15 protein-coding genes and 2 pseudogenes are annotated in these 15640 nt (G+C 41.0%); 2 read left to right on the top strand and 15 right to left on the bottom strand.

What is annotated here, in order from left to right:
- Positions 1 to 28: 28 nt before the first annotated feature.
- The 12 genes and pseudogenes from ABLT31_RS25750 to ABLT31_RS25695 all read right to left on the bottom strand — a co-directional run bounded on the left by ABLT31_RS25750 (position 29) and on the right by ABLT31_RS25695 (position 9686).
- Positions 29 to 856, bottom strand: coding sequence for a glycosyltransferase (locus tag ABLT31_RS25750; RefSeq protein ID WP_367757313.1), 828 nt, complete (start codon positions 854 to 856; stop codon positions 29 to 31).
- 55 nt (positions 857 to 911) lie between these two features.
- On the bottom strand, positions 912 to 1979 hold the full coding sequence (locus tag ABLT31_RS25745) for a glycosyltransferase (RefSeq protein ID WP_367757193.1): 1068 nt from the start codon (positions 1977 to 1979) through the stop codon (positions 912 to 914).
- Positions 1980 to 2020: 41 nt separating this feature from the next.
- Complete coding sequence (locus ABLT31_RS25740) at positions 2021 to 3121, bottom strand: glycosyltransferase family protein (RefSeq protein ID WP_367757191.1); 1101 nt, start codon at positions 3119 to 3121, stop codon at positions 2021 to 2023.
- Positions 3122 to 3161: 40 nt separating this feature from the next.
- Positions 3162 to 4238: a CgeB family protein gene (locus tag ABLT31_RS25735; protein WP_367757190.1), complete on the bottom strand. Its 1077-nt coding sequence runs from the start codon at positions 4236 to 4238 to the stop codon at positions 3162 to 3164.
- 132 nt (positions 4239 to 4370) lie between these two features.
- A pseudogene (locus ABLT31_RS25730) lies at positions 4371 to 4520 on the bottom strand (CmcI family methyltransferase); the annotation flags it as partial.
- Positions 4514 to 5305 (bottom strand): glycosyltransferase family 2 protein, encoded by a 792-nt coding sequence (locus ABLT31_RS25725; protein ID WP_367757189.1) that lies wholly within the window; start codon positions 5303 to 5305, stop codon positions 4514 to 4516. The pseudogene ABLT31_RS25730 and the gene ABLT31_RS25725, both read right to left, overlap by 7 nt.
- A gap of 183 nt (positions 5306 to 5488) precedes the next feature.
- Positions 5489 to 5680 (bottom strand): class I SAM-dependent methyltransferase, encoded by a 192-nt coding sequence (locus tag ABLT31_RS25720; protein ID WP_462976536.1) that lies wholly within the window; start codon positions 5678 to 5680, stop codon positions 5489 to 5491.
- A 21-nt stretch (positions 5681 to 5701) separates the two neighbouring features.
- Positions 5702 to 6712 carry a dTDP-glucose 4,6-dehydratase gene (gene rfbB / locus ABLT31_RS25715; RefSeq protein WP_367757188.1) on the bottom strand — a complete coding sequence of 337 codons (1011 nt, stop codon included), beginning with the start codon at positions 6710 to 6712 and terminating at the stop codon, positions 5702 to 5704.
- Between the two features lie 53 nt (positions 6713 to 6765).
- A complete protein-coding gene (locus ABLT31_RS25710) occupies positions 6766 to 7497 on the bottom strand; it encodes a sugar phosphate nucleotidyltransferase (RefSeq protein ID WP_367757187.1) in 732 nt (243 codons plus the stop codon).
- Positions 7498 to 7524: 27 nt separating this feature from the next.
- Positions 7525 to 8154 (bottom strand): CmcI family methyltransferase, encoded by a 630-nt coding sequence (locus tag ABLT31_RS25705; RefSeq protein WP_367757186.1) that lies wholly within the window; start codon positions 8152 to 8154, stop codon positions 7525 to 7527.
- Between the two features lie 17 nt (positions 8155 to 8171).
- Positions 8172 to 8966 carry a glycosyltransferase family 2 protein gene (locus ABLT31_RS25700; RefSeq protein WP_367757184.1) on the bottom strand — a complete coding sequence of 265 codons (795 nt, stop codon included), beginning with the start codon at positions 8964 to 8966 and terminating at the stop codon, positions 8172 to 8174.
- 54 nt (positions 8967 to 9020) lie between these two features.
- On the bottom strand, positions 9021 to 9686 hold the full coding sequence (locus ABLT31_RS25695) for a class I SAM-dependent methyltransferase (protein WP_367757182.1): 666 nt from the start codon (positions 9684 to 9686) through the stop codon (positions 9021 to 9023).
- Positions 9687 to 9961: 275 nt separating this feature from the next.
- Here ABLT31_RS25695 and ABLT31_RS25690 point away from each other — a divergent pair, with 275 nt between their 5' ends.
- Positions 9962 to 10555: a methyltransferase domain-containing protein gene (locus ABLT31_RS25690; RefSeq protein ID WP_367757180.1), complete on the top strand. Its 594-nt coding sequence runs from the start codon at positions 9962 to 9964 to the stop codon at positions 10553 to 10555.
- A gap of 139 nt (positions 10556 to 10694) precedes the next feature.
- Here ABLT31_RS25690 and ABLT31_RS25685 read toward each other — a convergent pair.
- Positions 10695 to 11591 (bottom strand): annotated as a pseudogene (locus tag ABLT31_RS25685) (methylenetetrahydrofolate reductase); the annotation flags it as partial.
- A 417-nt stretch (positions 11592 to 12008) separates the two neighbouring features.
- Here ABLT31_RS25685 and ABLT31_RS25680 point away from each other — a divergent pair.
- The gene (locus tag ABLT31_RS25680; protein WP_367757178.1) at positions 12009 to 12944 is read left to right on the top strand and encodes a PfkB family carbohydrate kinase; all 936 of its coding nucleotides are present in this window, start codon (positions 12009 to 12011) and stop codon (positions 12942 to 12944) included.
- Positions 12945 to 12989: 45 nt separating this feature from the next.
- Here the strand turns inward: ABLT31_RS25680 and metK are convergent, their stop codons facing one another.
- The gene (gene metK, locus ABLT31_RS25675; protein ID WP_367757175.1) at positions 12990 to 14186 is read right to left on the bottom strand and encodes a methionine adenosyltransferase; all 1197 of its coding nucleotides are present in this window, start codon (positions 14184 to 14186) and stop codon (positions 12990 to 12992) included.
- A gap of 131 nt (positions 14187 to 14317) precedes the next feature.
- Entirely contained in the window at positions 14318 to 15601 is a 1284-nt protein-coding gene (locus ABLT31_RS25670) for an adenylosuccinate synthase (protein ID WP_367757173.1), read from the bottom strand.
- Between the last annotated feature and the right edge of the window lie 39 nt (positions 15602 to 15640).

The raw sequence follows: 15640 nt of genomic DNA, 5'->3' as shown, positions 1-15640 counted from the left end.
GCCAGCACTTATGATGCTGGCTCTGTTTCTATCGATTGTCTTTCTTGGGATCATTTCTGTTCAACTTAAACATTTGAGAGTCTCCCTGTGATGTGTTATTTGGAGGCATCCCATTTGCCGTCCAATGAGTAGAATTGACCCTGCGCTTGAAATTAGGCCTTTTGGGTGGCGCCGGGATGTTCCCCCCCATAAATTGCTGAAGAATTCTTTTTACCTCTAATGGATTCGTAACCATCTTCTCTTTTACGAAAGTGCTTAACGAGTTTCCATTGTGGATGACTACAATAAAATTCCGCGGTTTTAATATTTCATGGCGCAGTCTTATCGCATTCGCATGGCCCTTTATTCGATATCTGATTCCTTGCAAATAGTCTTCCGTCTTATATATTAACGTATAGAAGGGTGGAGAGGAACGAGTGTAGGTAGACAAACTGTAGTTTAATGAATTGTACATGTAGCCTTTCTGGTTGATCAGCACCTTGGTACCTTCCTTGGGCTTATAATCATGCAACTGTTGAATAAAACTAAGATGATACATATCATCAGAGTCTAATCGGACAATATAAGTAAATTCAGATCCTTGTATATATTCCAATGATATTTGCATATGGTTTGATAGTTTTGCAAATTTAATATTTGCCGGCAAACCAGGGTATTTTTTTAGTGCCTGTTTAACCAATCCTTCCGTTTGGTCAGCATAACGAATCAAAGCGAGGAAATTTTGGTTTGTCTGGTTTTTTAAACTATTCAAAGTGAAATTCATAAAAATGGATATTCTATTTTCAATCCATGGTTTGGTGAATTGCTGTCCTGAATTTGCACCCCTTATTTTCCATGTATTGAAATCAATCTCCACTATTATTTTTTTAGTCAATACGCTTCACCCTCTTTCTAGAATTCACCATACCGTTCTAGTGCTTTCTATCATCAACCCTAAACATATGGACATTTTTTGAACTCGTTTCCTTAGGTTGACTGGGATTCCAATGCCTTGCGTTTACCTTTCTTGCGGGTTTAGTGGGAGGGGAGGTTCTGGGGGCTTTATATACCATTTTAAGGAAATCGTCAATATACTTAAGAAATTGTTTGGCACGAACTTCATGCGTATGATAAGCGTGAACGAAATCATGCCCGTTTTTTACAATCTCATTCCGTTCTTCCTCGTTCTCCAAATAGTACATGGCTTTCTCATAAAAATCAGTTTTGTTGCACGCTACAAAATGGACTCCATCCTTAAAGCCCAAATCGAAAATATCTTGATTAGGTTCTGCCAGAAGCAGCGTGCCGCACGCGGGAACTTCAAAGAATTTGGCTAGCGGATACTGGAATTTGCTTCCGCAGGTGAAATATATCTTTGCCCGGTTCAGTTCTTGAGCATATTTCCCATTTACCATCAGATTCTTACTGGGCGGACTCTTATGACCCGGATGCGGAAGAAACTCAAATCCTTCAACGTCGCGCATTCTTTTGTAAACCTCGTTCCTGAACGGATACCATTCCTTGGGAGATGATCCTATCAGCATAAAATCCCTATCTTTGGGCAATTGCCAATCTTTCATCACGTGAGGATTGATCGAATATGGCAAAAACCTGAATTTCGGCTTGAATTTCGGATATCTCCTCAAAAATGTAGATTTGTTAGGTGAAAATATGATATCGATCTTGTTGTTCTGCAGGTATCTGATTCTGCTTGCCGGATTCCAGTGTTCATCATAAATGTAAGTCCCCTTGGGTATATCCACTAGATTGAGACCAGTAATTTTCGGTGAAAGAGAATAATTATATCCAACATCAAAATGGTAGATAAAATCCGGTTTAAAGTTCAGCCTCCTCAAGATCGTCCTTATATCCCCATCTTGGTGCCAAAACTTAACATAAGAAAATTTCGCGATCGCTTCCAGGAAGTCGTATTTCGGTCGATGTTTCGGGTAAAGCTTCCCAAAAGGCTTAACGAGAATCAATAGTTTCAAATGTTTCAAGAAACATTTCCTCCCTCTATCGTAATCTCCCTGATGAGGAGTCAATTCTGTTTCTTATCAATTCTATATACATTCCAATTCGAATTTTCGGTTTGGCGCTTTTGATTTATGGTCCAATGTCTAGCATTGGTTTGGCGCTTTTGATTTAATGCCCAATTTCTAGCATTTGCTTCGTGCTTAGGTTGAGGTAGCATTTTCTTTTTTTTCGCGGGTAATGTCTTCAGGAAATCCTGTATATTCTTGACAAACTGCTGAGCCCGGACACGATTAGTATGAAAAGTATGAATGAACTCATATCCATTCTGAGTAATCCTTTCGCGCTCTTCTTCATTTTCCAAATAATACATCGCTTTTTCATAAAAATTATCCTGGTTACAGGCAACAAAGTTTTCTCCATCTTTAAATCCTAAATCCAAAATATCCTGGTTGGGTTCCGCTAAAAGCAGAGTTCGGGACCCAGGAGCTTCAAAAAATTTCAATACAGCATATTTAAATATTGACCCACATGTAAAAAAGATTTTGGAACGATTTATTTCCTTAGAAAACTCCTCATTAAGCTTCATATTCTTTGGCAATGGAGCATTATTTCGATGACTATAGTATTTAAATCCCGAAATACCCTTCATCCTGTCAACAACTGCCGCCCGAAATGGATAGCGGGGATCGATCTGACCCATGAAAAGAAAATCAATTTCTTTATTTGCCCCCCAGTCTTTCGTGACTTGCGGATTGATAGAATAAGGCAACCAGCGAAATTTGCTTTTAAACTTCGGATATCTGCTTAAAAAACCATATTTATAGGTTGAAAATATGATGTCAATCCGGTTCTGCTCAAAATATCTCATCCGATTTTGTGGGGACCATTGCGCGTCATTGACATAAGCCCCTTTGGGAATCGAAACTTGGTCTAGTCCCCATACTTTTGGAGTATAGCTGTAACCATATGCTATATCATATTGAAAGATAAAATCCGGAATGTAACCAATTTTTCGAATGATGTCACGGATATCTCCATTTTTAGACCAGTATTGAACATGGGCAAATTCTTCAATAGCTTTCAGAAAATCATATTTAGCCTTATGCTTTGGGTATATCTTCCCAAATGGTTTTGCAAGTATTAATATTTTTAGCTTTTTAGCCATAGGTATCCACCATTCACTTGATTTTAGAGGCCAAACGGATTTACATTGTCCAGTGTCGTGAATTAACCCTTCTAATTGGTTTTCCGCTTGATTGTTTGGTTTTTGGATTATTTTTTGGAGCGGGTTTAGATCTTGTGGTATTTTTTTTAAGAAAAGCTGGGCTATTCCGCGGATCTTTGGAGGTTATTTTTTTTCTGAAATGTAAATGATCAATTATCTCGAGTAATCTTTCCACACGCTTCGCATAGGTATGTTCCTGTACAATGATGGCCCCCTCGCGCGCTTTCTGCCTTCTCAATTCGGGATGGGCAAGATAATAATCGATGAGTTCCCGCAGTTCTTTGGGAGAATTGTAAGTCACCACACTTTGGCCAAACACATCTTCTATTCCGCTCACATGATCAGAAATAATAAATGCTTCCGAAGCAAGACCATCAAATATCCTATTATTAATAAAGCCTTTCTTTCTCATATCGTCCCAGTGATCATTCAATAATATATCACAGGATCCATAATATTTATGAAGTTCGCTGTATGGTATATTCTGTCCCTTAATATACCTTTTATCGATTAATCGCCCCCAATTCTTACCATAAACTGACAGCTGTCTTGTGGTAGGGAGCAAATCTTTTATTATTTTTCTATAGATTCCACGCGAATTTCCAACAAACAAAAGTTCTTTTCTAAAACTTTCATCTTGAAAGGGTTTAAACATATTTAAGTCGGTACACTGAAGCATCGGTTCTACAGGTACTTTTACTTTAGGTTTTATTATCTCTGCCCATTTTATAGAAGAAATTAAGACAAAATGATATTTATTATACTCATTAATGGGAACATTATCGGGGTGTGAAATGTTCCACAGGATGTTTACGTGGTGCTTTTTCGGCTGGTACGCGCGGAGTCCTCTTAAGAAAATAACGGTATCGCAGTTGGAATCTTTGCCATCATTCCATTCATTCAAGCATTGTATAATCGTTGGATTCCCTTTTTTTTCAAATTCCTGCTTTAGACACAAAGCCAAAAGGTAATCTCCCGAGTATATGGCAACTTTGGAGTTGGGTGCACAGATTTTTATGGCAATCTTGTATTTCTTATTATTTTGAACAGCGTACATATAATCACCTCCTTATGAATATAATCAGAGTGACCTTCGGAATTCTCCGCTGAGGATCCGTTTCCACCATTCCTGATTATTGAGGTACCAAAGGACTGTTTGCTCTATACCCTCTTCAAAGCCATGTCTTGGACTGGGGAGGTTCGGTTGAGGGGCAGTATCGATGGACATGACCTTCCCTTTATTAATAAGGTAAAGGATGGATCCAAAGAATAGGGCACTGCCCCCGTGTTTCGTTCCGCATTCAATTATAAGATCAGGCTTTATTTCAAATATCATTTCTGAATTGGTCCTAGCGCATTATAGTAATTAAAGTCTGAATCCACATAGATTGGGACTCGCTTTCCCCATTTTCGATAATAGATTTTTCTGTTTGCTTCGAATAATGCGGAATCATTGGTTCTCATTTTTCTGAGCCATAAATTATACTCTATCCCTTTCGACGTTTGCCACCCTAAATGATTAATGCTAACCCCTATAGTTGCTACCTTATACCCGCGATAAATAGATTCTAAGCATAGGTCGTAATCATAAAAGTGATGGATTACGTATTCTTTAGCTATAGTCCCCATATCCTCCAATAATTGTTTTCGCACTATTAAACACATGCCGTCTTGAACAACAGATGGAATATAGTCGCTTGTAATTCTTCTACCGTATTTCTCTGCATTAATCATATTGCTGGCAAAATGCATTCTACGACCATCTTTCCTTATGCCATTACCACCGCCAAAACCTGCCACACCAATATTAGAAACTTTTCTTAATACATTTTCTACTCTAGAGTCCCAATCCTTTTCCAGAATATAAAGGTCATTGTGCATGAACATGATATAATCTGTATCGCAATGCTTCCATCCCACATTCATTGCTGGAATAACTCCCAAATTTTTATCTAGTGTAATAAGTTTATCGCACAATTTTATTAATTCTTTTCTCACATCTTCACTTGATCCATTGTCAACAATAACAATTTGAATATGCTTACTGGAATTTTCCCTAATATGCCTAATACATTCCCTCGTTAGTTCAATTCGGTTCAATACTGGAATAACTATCGTTAGCATCTTTCTTATTGGCCTCCTCTCATTTAGATACCCTTTTCCAGTTTAAAGTTCGTGGGACTCAAGAGCGTCAGATTAATAAAATCACCTGATATATACTTTTTGAAATTCAGCTTTCTTCAAAAAAACTTCATTAAATCTTTCATCATAACCTTTAGGAAAAAGGACACCTAATCCGTAGGAATGCTAAAAATCATGCAATACTGCCTGAAAGGTATGAAAGCCGTCTATGTGAAGCAAATCAATCGAATCATCCTCAAACTTATCCAGAGACTGGTCAAAGGTTCCACGGACAAGAGTTCCGATATCAGCATATTCCTCATCAGTAAATCTCGAAACAGCCTGGTAAAAATTCTTATTATTTTGAACAGCGTACACGCAATCACCCTATGAATATAATCAGAGTGACCTTCGGAATTCTCCGCTGAGGATCCGTTTCCACCATTCCTGATTATTGAGATACCAAAGGACCGTTTGCTCTATACCCTCTTCAAAGCTATGTCTTGGAACCCAATTGAGTTCACGCTGGATTTTGGTTGAATCGATCGCATAGCGTCTATCGTGCCCAGGGCGGTCTTTGACAAATTGAATCAGACTATCCGGCTTCCCCAAAATCCTTAATATTTTTTTCACAATTTCGATATTGGTCCATTCATTATTTCCGCCGATATTATAAACGTCTCCCGGCTTTCCACGATGAAGAACACTGTCAATGGCTGAACAGTGATCTTCCACATGCAGCCAATCGCGGACATGCAATCCATCGCCGTAAACAGGAAGTTCTTTATCCTGAATTGCGTGAGTAATCACCAGGGGGATCAGCTTTTCCGGAAACTGATATGGTCCGTAATTGTTGGAACAACGCGTAATGTTGGTTGGCAAGTCATAGGTTTTATTGTAAGCGCGGACAAGCAAATCAGCTCCAGCCTTGCTTGCGGAATAGGGACTGTTGGGAGCAAGGGGCGTTTCTTCCGTAAAATAACCTAATTGACCTATAGATCCGTAAACTTCATCCGTGGATATTTGTATGAATTTTTTTAAATTATATTTGAGTGCCAAGTCCAAGAGTACTTGCGTCCCACAGATATTGCTTCGAACAAACCTGTCTGGATGCAAGATGCTTCGGTCTACATGGGATTCGGCAGCAAAATTAATGACAATGTCAACCGGATCATCCATCCTGTTGCCTGCTTGGCCTGATAGTACTGAATCTATCAACTGCGAGTCACTAATATCCCCTTTTATAAAATAATAATTGGAGTGATTTTTTACATCCTCCAAGTTATCCGGATTCCCTGCATAAGTCAGATTATCCAAGTTAACGATTTGATAATGGGGATATTTCCTGATCATATAGCGAATAAAATTGCTGCCAATGAAACCGGCACCGCCTGTGATCAGCAATTTCATCGTTTCAACTCCCCTTTCAAGCTGCCTTTAGCGGCAATATATAGTTCAAATTCCTATAGTCCAAATTCCCCATAATCCACCTTCTCTGCCCATTGATTGGCCCGCAAAAAAGATTCATGAGTACCGCCATCGGTCCACCACCCTTGAAGATAATCATAAGTCAGCATATTCTCTCTCATATAAAAGTTGTTGACATCCGTAATCTCTAGTTCTCCCCGAGCGGAAGGTTTCAAGGTTTTGATAATCTCGAAGACACGGCTGTCATACATGTAGATGCCAGTTACAGCATAGTTGCTTTTTGGGTGCCGGGGCTTTTCTTCAATTGAAATGACCTTTTCTCCCAGTAACTCCGCAATTCCATATCGCTGCGGATCTGTTACTTTGACTAGGAGGATCTTAGCTCCTTTCCCCTGCTTTTTAAATTTCTCGACGTAAGGACTGATATGATCGGCAAAAAGATTATCTGCTAAGAGAACGGTCATAAGCTGTCCTGAAGCGAAGTCCTCCGCGAGTCCCAAAGCTTCGGCAATCCCTCCGGCTTGATCCTGGACGCGGTAGGTAAATGACACCCCAAACTCGCTTCCGCTTCCCATTAGTTTCACCATGTCTCCCATATGCTCCCGACCGCTGATAATCAGGATATCGCTAATGCCGGCCTCACTCAATTTATAAACACTATGATAGATCATGGGATACTTACCGACGGGAAGCATGTGTTTGTTTATCACTTTTGTAAGCGGATAAAGTCTTGATCCCGTCCCACCTGCGAGAATAATGCCTTTCATCGGCTATCACCCACATATCCTTTTAATTTATTTCTTTCGCAAAAAGCCTCTAGGATGAAAAGTCACAAAAAATTTATGCTTGCTTTCATCTACAAAAAATTCATTATTTCCAATCAGGAACTCTTCCACCGCTTCCATTGGTCCAGGTCCGTAATTCGGAAGAATCGGATGGCCGTTGATACACGTATCTTCCACAACCATATAGCTCCCTTTTGAAACGAATTGGTTATATAATCTCATTTCACTGAGAACATGGTTTTTTCTATGGTCGGAGTCTAAGAAGACCATGACGGCATCTCCCGGATTTATCATGGCTTTCACCTTCGCTATGGCTTCAGGGGAAGTCGAAGAGGCTTTAAAGTATGTTATTCTTGGATGACTGGGGAGGTTCGGTTGAGGGGCAGTATCGATGGTTATGACCTTCCCTTTATTAATAAGGTCAAGGATGGATGCAAAGAATAATGCACTTCCCCCGTTATAAGTTCCGCATTCCACTATTAGGTCAGGCTTTATTTCAACAATCATTTCTTGAAACAAAAATAAATCAAGAGGAAAATTGAGGATGGGGACTCCCAGCCACTTGGTATCTCTATTCCAAACTCCACTGTGGAAGTAGTGCTTAAGAAACTCATGAAAAATATTCCTCACCTTAGTCATCCCTTCTTAAAAATATGTTATTTCATCTGAATTGGCCCTCGCGCATTATAGTAATTAAAAGCCGAATCCACATGGATTGGGAGTCGGTTTTCCCATTTCCTGCAATAGATTTTTCTGTTTCCTTCGCGTAATGCAGAATCGCTGGTTCTCTTTTCCCTAAGCAAGCTATTATACTCTTGCCCTTTCGACGTTTGCCACCCTAAATGATTAATACTAACCCCTATAGTCACTACCTTATACCCGCGATATATAGATTCTAAGCATAGGTCGTAATCATAAAAGTGATGAATTGAGTATTCTTTAGCTATAGTCCCCATATCTTCCAATAATTGTTTTCGCACTATTAAACACATGCCGTCTTGCACAACAGATGGAATATAATTGCTCCGAATTCTTCTTCCATGCGCTTCCGCGTTTATCAGATTGCTTGAAAAATTCAGTCGCCAGCCATTTTTTGCTACTTCATCTCCACCGCCAAAACCTGCTACGCCAACATTAGGAACTGTACCCAATACATTTTCTACCCTAGAGTCCCAATATTTTTCTAAAATATAAAGGTCATTGTGCATGAACATGACATAATCTGTATCACAATGCTTCCATCCCGCATTCATTGCTGGAATAACTCCTAAATTTTTATTCAGCGCGATAAGCTTATCGCCTATTTTAATTAATTCTTTTCTTACATCCTCACTTGATCCATTATCAACAATGACAATCGGGATATGCTTGCTGGAATTTTCTCTTATATGTCTAATACATTCCCTTGTTAGTTCAATCCGGTTCAGTACAGGAATAACTATCGTTAGCATCCTTTTAAGCATGGCCTCCCTTCATTTGTATCTTGTTCAAACAAGACCGCTAAATTATTTATATACTTTTTGAAACTCAGCTTTCTTTAAAAAAACTTCATTAAATGATTCATCATAACCTTTTGGGAAAAGGACGCCTAATCCGAAGGAATGCTGAAATTCGATATAGGGGTATTGTTTTAATCCCTCCCACAGGACAAATACGCCGAAATTGCGTCTTCTGACAAAGATATCATGAAATAAAATAATCCCGTTTTTAGCCAGTTTCCTATACCACGTTGTATAATCATGCAATACTGCCTGAAAGGTATGAAAGCCGTCTATATGAAGCAAATCAATCGAATCATCCTCGAACTTATCCAGAGACTGGTCAAAGGTTCCGCGGACAAGAATTCCGATATCAGCATATTCCTCATCAGTAAATCTCGAAACAGCCTGGTAAACATGATCTCCATAGAAGCCGCTATGCGGGTCCCCTGCCCAAGTATCCAGGGCAAAACATTTTGTTTTCAGTCCTCCGTCCTTTGCTGCCTGACAAAAGGTGAAGAACGAAGTACCAAAATGAGTACCCAGTTCCACAACCTTTCGGGGCTTTGCGAATCTCACCAAATCGTATCCAAACCTGCGATGGCCAGACCACGCACCTTTTTGAATAAACCTTGGCGGCAAATAACTGCAAGTATCCATCTTAAAAGGGACATGATGATAGTTCCAGCTCATATTAACCCATCCTTTTTTTACAATGAATTTTCCCTGCAACTGAAAATTGCATAGCCCAGACAATGAACCGCTTGGTGTTGCCTGGAAACACCCCTTTCTCAGTATTCTATTCAACAGGCAGGAAAACGCATGGACTTATACCTCATGTTGAAATCCCCATTTTTATAGAAATATGCTAATGCAATATCCCCTTTTGCTTTCTTTCACATACTATAAATAATCCGATGCAATCATACAGGAGGTTCAAGCAAATGCATAAGAGCTCTTTGATCAGAATGAAGGAGTTTGTAAAAAAGTATTTATCCGTTTATGCGAATAAACCCCTAAAAATACTCGACATAGGAAGTATGGATGTAAACGGGACTTATAAGCCACTCTTTAATGTAAGTGGTTGGAGCTATTTTGGCTGTGATTTGGAAAAAGGGAAAAATGTGGATATTGTCTTAGCTGGAATGTATGATTGGAAAAATATCGAATCTGAAAGTTTTGATGTGGTTATTTCCGGGCAATGCTTTGAGCATGTAGAATATTTTTGGATCACAATGCTTGAAATAACAAGAGTATTGAAAGAAAATGGCATATGCTGCATCATTGCCCCCTCATCAGGCCCCGAGCACAGATTTCCGGTAGACTGCTGGAGATTTTACCCTGATGGATTCAGATCATTGGCAAAGTACTGCGGTCTCCAAGTTATCGAACTGTCAACAGATTGGCATGGTTCCGCTCCATGGCATGATTCTTGGATGGTCTGTTCGAAACCTTCTTTAACGGATGAACAAAAGGAACTTTTCAATTATAAAAACTACTTATCCAAATTAATTGTCGACGATTCCACACTAAAAAGTTTTATAAAAAAAATAAACACGTAGCACAGTATTTAATCCAAGTAGATGAATGGTCTTTTCTCGAATTTTCATCGGGGAAGGACCATGATTTATTAACGCTTAAGACAAGCAGGGGCGACCCCTGTTGCAAATTCCTGAATCGCCCCCACTTATCCAAGCCCATTTATGGACGAAAATCCTTGCTTTTTGCATACCTGGCCAACTCAGCCGTCATGTCGTACCGCATAAACGGAGTAATGAGATATATCCCTTGAAAATGTTTAAGAACCGTATCCAAAAGTTCCTTAGCTATTTCCGATCCTTGATTTCTGGCCTCGTCGCCTTGGTATCGCGCCATTCTTGCTCGTACCCCATCTGGTATTCTAATGCCCGGAACTTCATTGTGAAGAAATTCTGCGTTTCTATAGCTGGTTAGCGGCATAACTCCAATGAAGACAGGTATGGACAAGTGCTGCGTGGATTTTGCCACCTGCTCAATTTGTTCATGGCAAAACAGTGGTTGGCTCATGATGAAGTCCGCTCCAGCCTTGATCTTTTTTTCCAAGCGTTCAATAGCCTTGTTCAAGTGACGCGTGTTGGGGTTGAATGCTGCGCCAACAATAAAGGAGGAACGATGCTTGAGGGGACGACCCGAGAAGGAGATGCCATCATTTAATTGCTTAATCATGCGAATCAATTCAAATGAAGTCATATCGTACACGGAGGAGGAGCCTGGAAGGTCTCCATATCGCGAGGGATCACCCGTGACAACCAATACATGATCAATGCCCAGGGCATAGAGACCCATTAGGTGGGACTGCTGGCTGATTAAATTCCTATCGCGGCAAGTGATGTGAAGAAGGGGCCGAATTCCAACCCGATCTTTTACAAGTGCTCCTAAAGCCATATTGCTCATTCTGGTAATGGCCAATGAGTTATCTGCGAGAGTCACTAGATCGGCACCGGCCTCTTTTAGAGCGTGAGCTCCTGTCATAAACGCCGAAAAATCCAAATCCCGGGGCGGATCCAATTCCACTATGACTGTTTTCCTCTCCCGAACCAAATCTGGCAAACATTTTTCCTTTAACGGTTTGGACACATCAATCTCTTTCTCCCTTGGAGCTGTCTTTTCAGGGATTGAAGGTTCAGCTTCCGTCGTTTCTTTAAAACATTCATTGAATCCTTGTTTCATCCTCTCACATCCTATGAAATAGTCATTCCAGACAACTCCTCATAATTTTGGAATTTATATCTCTGTTATCTCTCTTCTTTCTTTTTCTTCTTACTAGTTTATTCGCTCGAGTAGAAACGGTATGGACTGATACTCTATTATAAATTCCTATTTTTAATTAAAAGAAATAGGTTTCTTGCATATAGCAATACCACAAAGGCATGAATAATATATTCCGAATAAAGTATGGGGGAGCCGAGAAAGAGTCGGTCTCCAAAAGCTTTCCTAATGAAACTGAGGTGAAATCTATTGACCCCTTCTGTTTTAGTGATAGGGACGGTATTTGTGGACTGCAAAGGGTTAGCTAAGCAAAACTATCAATCATCTGCAAGAAATTTAGGGGAAATCCGGTTTGTCCACGGTGGCGTGGGGAGGAATGTTGCAGAAAATCTTGCAAAACTCAGCTTATCTACTTGCTTTATCTCCTCTGTAGATATTTCCGCGATGGGTGAAGAAGTAGTGTCAAAATTACAAGAATCGCACGTCAATATCAGTTATCTGATAAAGGCAGAAAACCGGGGAATGGGCATCTGGATGGCAATCATAGATGACAAAGGAGACCTTGCCGGCTCCATCTCCCAAATGCCGGATCTTGCTCTTTTGGAGGAGTTCATCCTGCAAAATGGGGAGAAATTCATTCAGGAAGCAACCCATATTGTACTTGAAGTCGATTTAAATATTTCCATTACTCAACGAATCATTAGCCTCGCCAGGAAAGAAAAAAAGCCAGTCTACGGTATACCCGGCAACTTCAGCGTAGTAATATCCCATAGCGATATCCTTGGTCAGCTCGAATGTTTTATATGCAATAATTTTGAAGCCGATTTGTTGATACATCCTAACTTTACGCATATGAATACGAATCAAAAACTAAATGAGTTAATGCACTTTGTCGACCGCATAGGAATTAGATCTATGATAGTGACAATGGGGAAACATGGATCCATCTATTATGACTGCAAATCCAAAGCGAGAGGGTATCAGCCGGTGTTTCCTGTTACGCTGATTGATTCCAGCGGAGCCGGGGATGCGTTCTTTTCGGGTACCGTAATGGGACTCGTAAGGGGTTTAACGATAAAGGAGGCTGTCATTTGCGGAACCAAGGTAGCCGGCTGGACGATTGAGTCTATCGAAAATACCTATCCGGATCTTTCGATGAAAATAAGACAAGATGAATTTTTCAAAAGCCTGAAATTGAATTAAGGCACTATCTTTTAGTGCCTTTTTTCTTACTCTGAAATCCTCGATTTATTTGGCTGATGTGAAATCTTGAAATAGAGCAGCTCGATCCGTCTGTTCCCACGGCACGTTAAGATCGTTTCGGCCAAAATGACCATAGGCTGCCGTCGGCCGGTAAATCGGCCGGAGAAGATTCAGCATCTTGATGATGCCTGCCGGTCTAAGATCAAAGTTTTTCCTTATCAATTGGACTAGAACTTCTTCATCCAGGGTTCCTGTTCCATACGTATCTACAGTGATCGAAACCGGTTGAGCAACTCCGATGGCATAGGCCAATTGCACCTCACATCGCTCCGCTAGCCCAGCAGCCACGATGTTTTTCGCTACATACCGCGCAGCATAAGCAGCAGAACGGTCCACTTTCGTCGGGTCCTTCCCGGAAAAAGCCCCTCCTCCATGCCTTGCATACCCGCCATACGTATCGACAATGATTTTCCTCCCGGTTAATCCCGCATCTCCTTGCGGACCTCCTATGACAAACCGGCCGGTCGGATTAATAAAGTACTTCGTCTTCTCATCGATCATATGATGCGGGACTGTGCTTTTTATGACATATTCAAGCAAATCCCGCTTTATTTTTGGCAAGGCTATTTCCGGATGGTGTTGAGTTGAAATAACAATCGTATCCACGCGGATAGGGGTTTCTCCATCATATTCGACCGTCACTTGCGTTTTCCCATCTGGCCTCAAGTAAGGAATGGTTCCATTTTTCCTCACTTCTGCCAGCCGGCGTGCCAGTTGGTGAGACAAAGAAATCGGCAACGGCATCAATTCCGGCGTTTCGCTGCATGCAAAGCCAAACATTAATCCCTGATCGCCCGCACCGATCAATTCCAGCTCATCATCCTCTTTCAGACCTTCACGTACCTCTAGCGATTTATTGACACCACTGGAAATGTCCGGGGATTGTTCATTGATCGCTGTTAAAACCGCGCAGGTTTCGCTATCAAAGCCATATGAAGCATCAGTATATCCAATTTCCCTAACCGTACGGCGCACAATTTGAGCAATATCCACATTGGCCGAAGTCGTAATCTCTCCTGCAACCAATACAAGTCCTGTCGAAACCGATGTTTCGCAAGCTACCCTTGCCTTTGGGTCCTTTTCCAGGATTGCATCCAAGACCGCATCAGAAATTTGATCACACATTTTATCCGGATGGCCCTCTGTTACCGATTCTGATGTAAATAAACGTTTCCTTTTCATTCATGTCTCCTCTCCTATTCATTATTGCAATCTAATGAATTGATATGTCCATTATTCTTAATAGTATTCAAAAAGAAAAATAAAGATATAGTTTTGTCACCTAATCTGAAAAAACAAGACGTTTTAGACCTTTAAAAAATCCTGTCCACTAGAACCGTTTGATCGCGGTCTGGCCCAACAGAGAAAATAGCAATTGGAATGCCTGTCAAATATCTCACTCTTTCCAAAAAGTGGCGTGCATTTTTAGGCAGACCGGACAATGACTTGACGCCTGTTATGTCCTCCGTCCAGCCAGGAAGCTCTTCATATACTGGATCGCACTGTGCCAAAACATTTAGATTGGCAGGGAATGTTTCTATGGTTTCCCCCTTATACTTATAGGCAGTGCATATTCTCAGCTTTTCAATTCCTGTCAGAACATCAAGCGAATTTAAAGAGAGGCCTGTTACCCCACTCACCCTTTGAGCATAACGAACAACGACACTATCAAACCACCCGACCCGTCTCGGACGCCCTGTAGTAGTACCGTATTCATTTCCTACTTCCCTGATGCGGTCACCAATATCGTTGGTTATCTCCGTCGGAAAGGGACCATCCCCTACCCTTGTCGTGTAGGCCTTTGCGATTCCTATCACATGTTGAATCTTGGTAGGTCCTACTCCCAATCCGGTACAAACCCCTCCTGCAATCGGATTCGAAGAGGTAACGAACGGATAAGTTCCGTGATCAATATCCAGCATTACTCCCTGTGCCCCCTCAAATAAAACTTTTTTTCCGGCATCCATCGCATCGTTGAGGAGTACAGATGTATCAGCCACATATGGGCGGATCCTCTCAGCCAGCTCCAAGTATTCTTTTAAAATAGCCGTTACCGAAAAGCCTTTTGTCCTATAAACTTTTTTAAGGACTCGATTTTTTTCTGCAACATTTCGTCTTAACCGTTCTTCGAATCCCTTCGGATCCAGAAGATCAGACATCCGTATCCCCACCCGGGCAGCCTTATCCGTATAGGCAGGGCCGATTCCTTTTCGCGTCGTGCCAATCATGCCGGCACCCTTGCCATCCTCCTGTAAAGCATCCAGCTTGATATGATAGGGAAAAATGACATGCGCCCTATCGCTAACTCGCAAGTGATCCGTACTGACATTGGCCTTATGGAGATATTCCAGTTCCGCTGCAAGTGCCTTAGGATCAATCACCACTCCATTTCCTATAATGCAGATTTTGTCTTGATAAAAAATTCCGGAAGGGATCAAATGCAGCTTATATTTGTTACCGCCGAACACAACAGTATGCCCGGCGTTATTCCCGCCTTGATACCGAGCGATAACATCCGCGCTTTCCGCTAGATAATCGGTAATTTTCCCTTTCCCTTCATCTCCCCACTGGGTCCCAACCACGATCACAGATGACATCCGGCATTCCTCCCCAAAAAAGGTTTAAGCTTATTAGAA

Source organism: Ammoniphilus soli, from assembly GCF_040813775.1.
This window is presented reverse-complemented; position numbering and strand designations above follow the sequence as displayed.

Excerpts from the sequence above, each read along its gene's own strand:
- ABLT31_RS25740 (WP_367757191.1), bottom strand. The coding sequence starts at position 3,121 with ATGGCTAAAAAGCTAAAAATATTAATACTTGCAAAACCATTTGGGAAG.
- ABLT31_RS25735 (WP_367757190.1), bottom strand. The coding sequence starts at position 4,238 with ATGTACGCTGTTCAAAATAATAAGAAATACAAGATTGCCATAAAAATC.
- ABLT31_RS25725 (WP_367757189.1), bottom strand. The coding sequence starts at position 5,305 with ATGCTAACGATAGTTATTCCAGTATTGAACCGAATTGAACTAACGAGG.
- rfbB (WP_367757188.1), bottom strand. The coding sequence starts at position 6,712 with ATGAAATTGCTGATCACAGGCGGTGCCGGTTTCATTGGCAGCAATTTT.
- ABLT31_RS25710 (WP_367757187.1), bottom strand. The coding sequence starts at position 7,497 with ATGAAAGGCATTATTCTCGCAGGTGGGACGGGATCAAGACTTTATCCG.
- ABLT31_RS25705 (WP_367757186.1), bottom strand. The coding sequence starts at position 8,154 with ATGACTAAGGTGAGGAATATTTTTCATGAGTTTCTTAAGCACTACTTC.
- ABLT31_RS25700 (WP_367757184.1), bottom strand. The coding sequence starts at position 8,966 with ATGCTAACGATAGTTATTCCTGTACTGAACCGGATTGAACTAACAAGG.
- ABLT31_RS25695 (WP_367757182.1), bottom strand. The coding sequence starts at position 9,686 with ATGAGCTGGAACTATCATCATGTCCCTTTTAAGATGGATACTTGCAGT.
- ABLT31_RS25690 (WP_367757180.1), top strand. The coding sequence starts at position 9,962 with ATGAAGGAGTTTGTAAAAAAGTATTTATCCGTTTATGCGAATAAACCC.
- metK (WP_367757175.1), bottom strand. The coding sequence starts at position 14,186 with ATGAAAAGGAAACGTTTATTTACATCAGAATCGGTAACAGAGGGCCAT.
- ABLT31_RS25670 (WP_367757173.1), bottom strand. The coding sequence starts at position 15,601 with ATGTCATCTGTGATCGTGGTTGGGACCCAGTGGGGAGATGAAGGGAAA.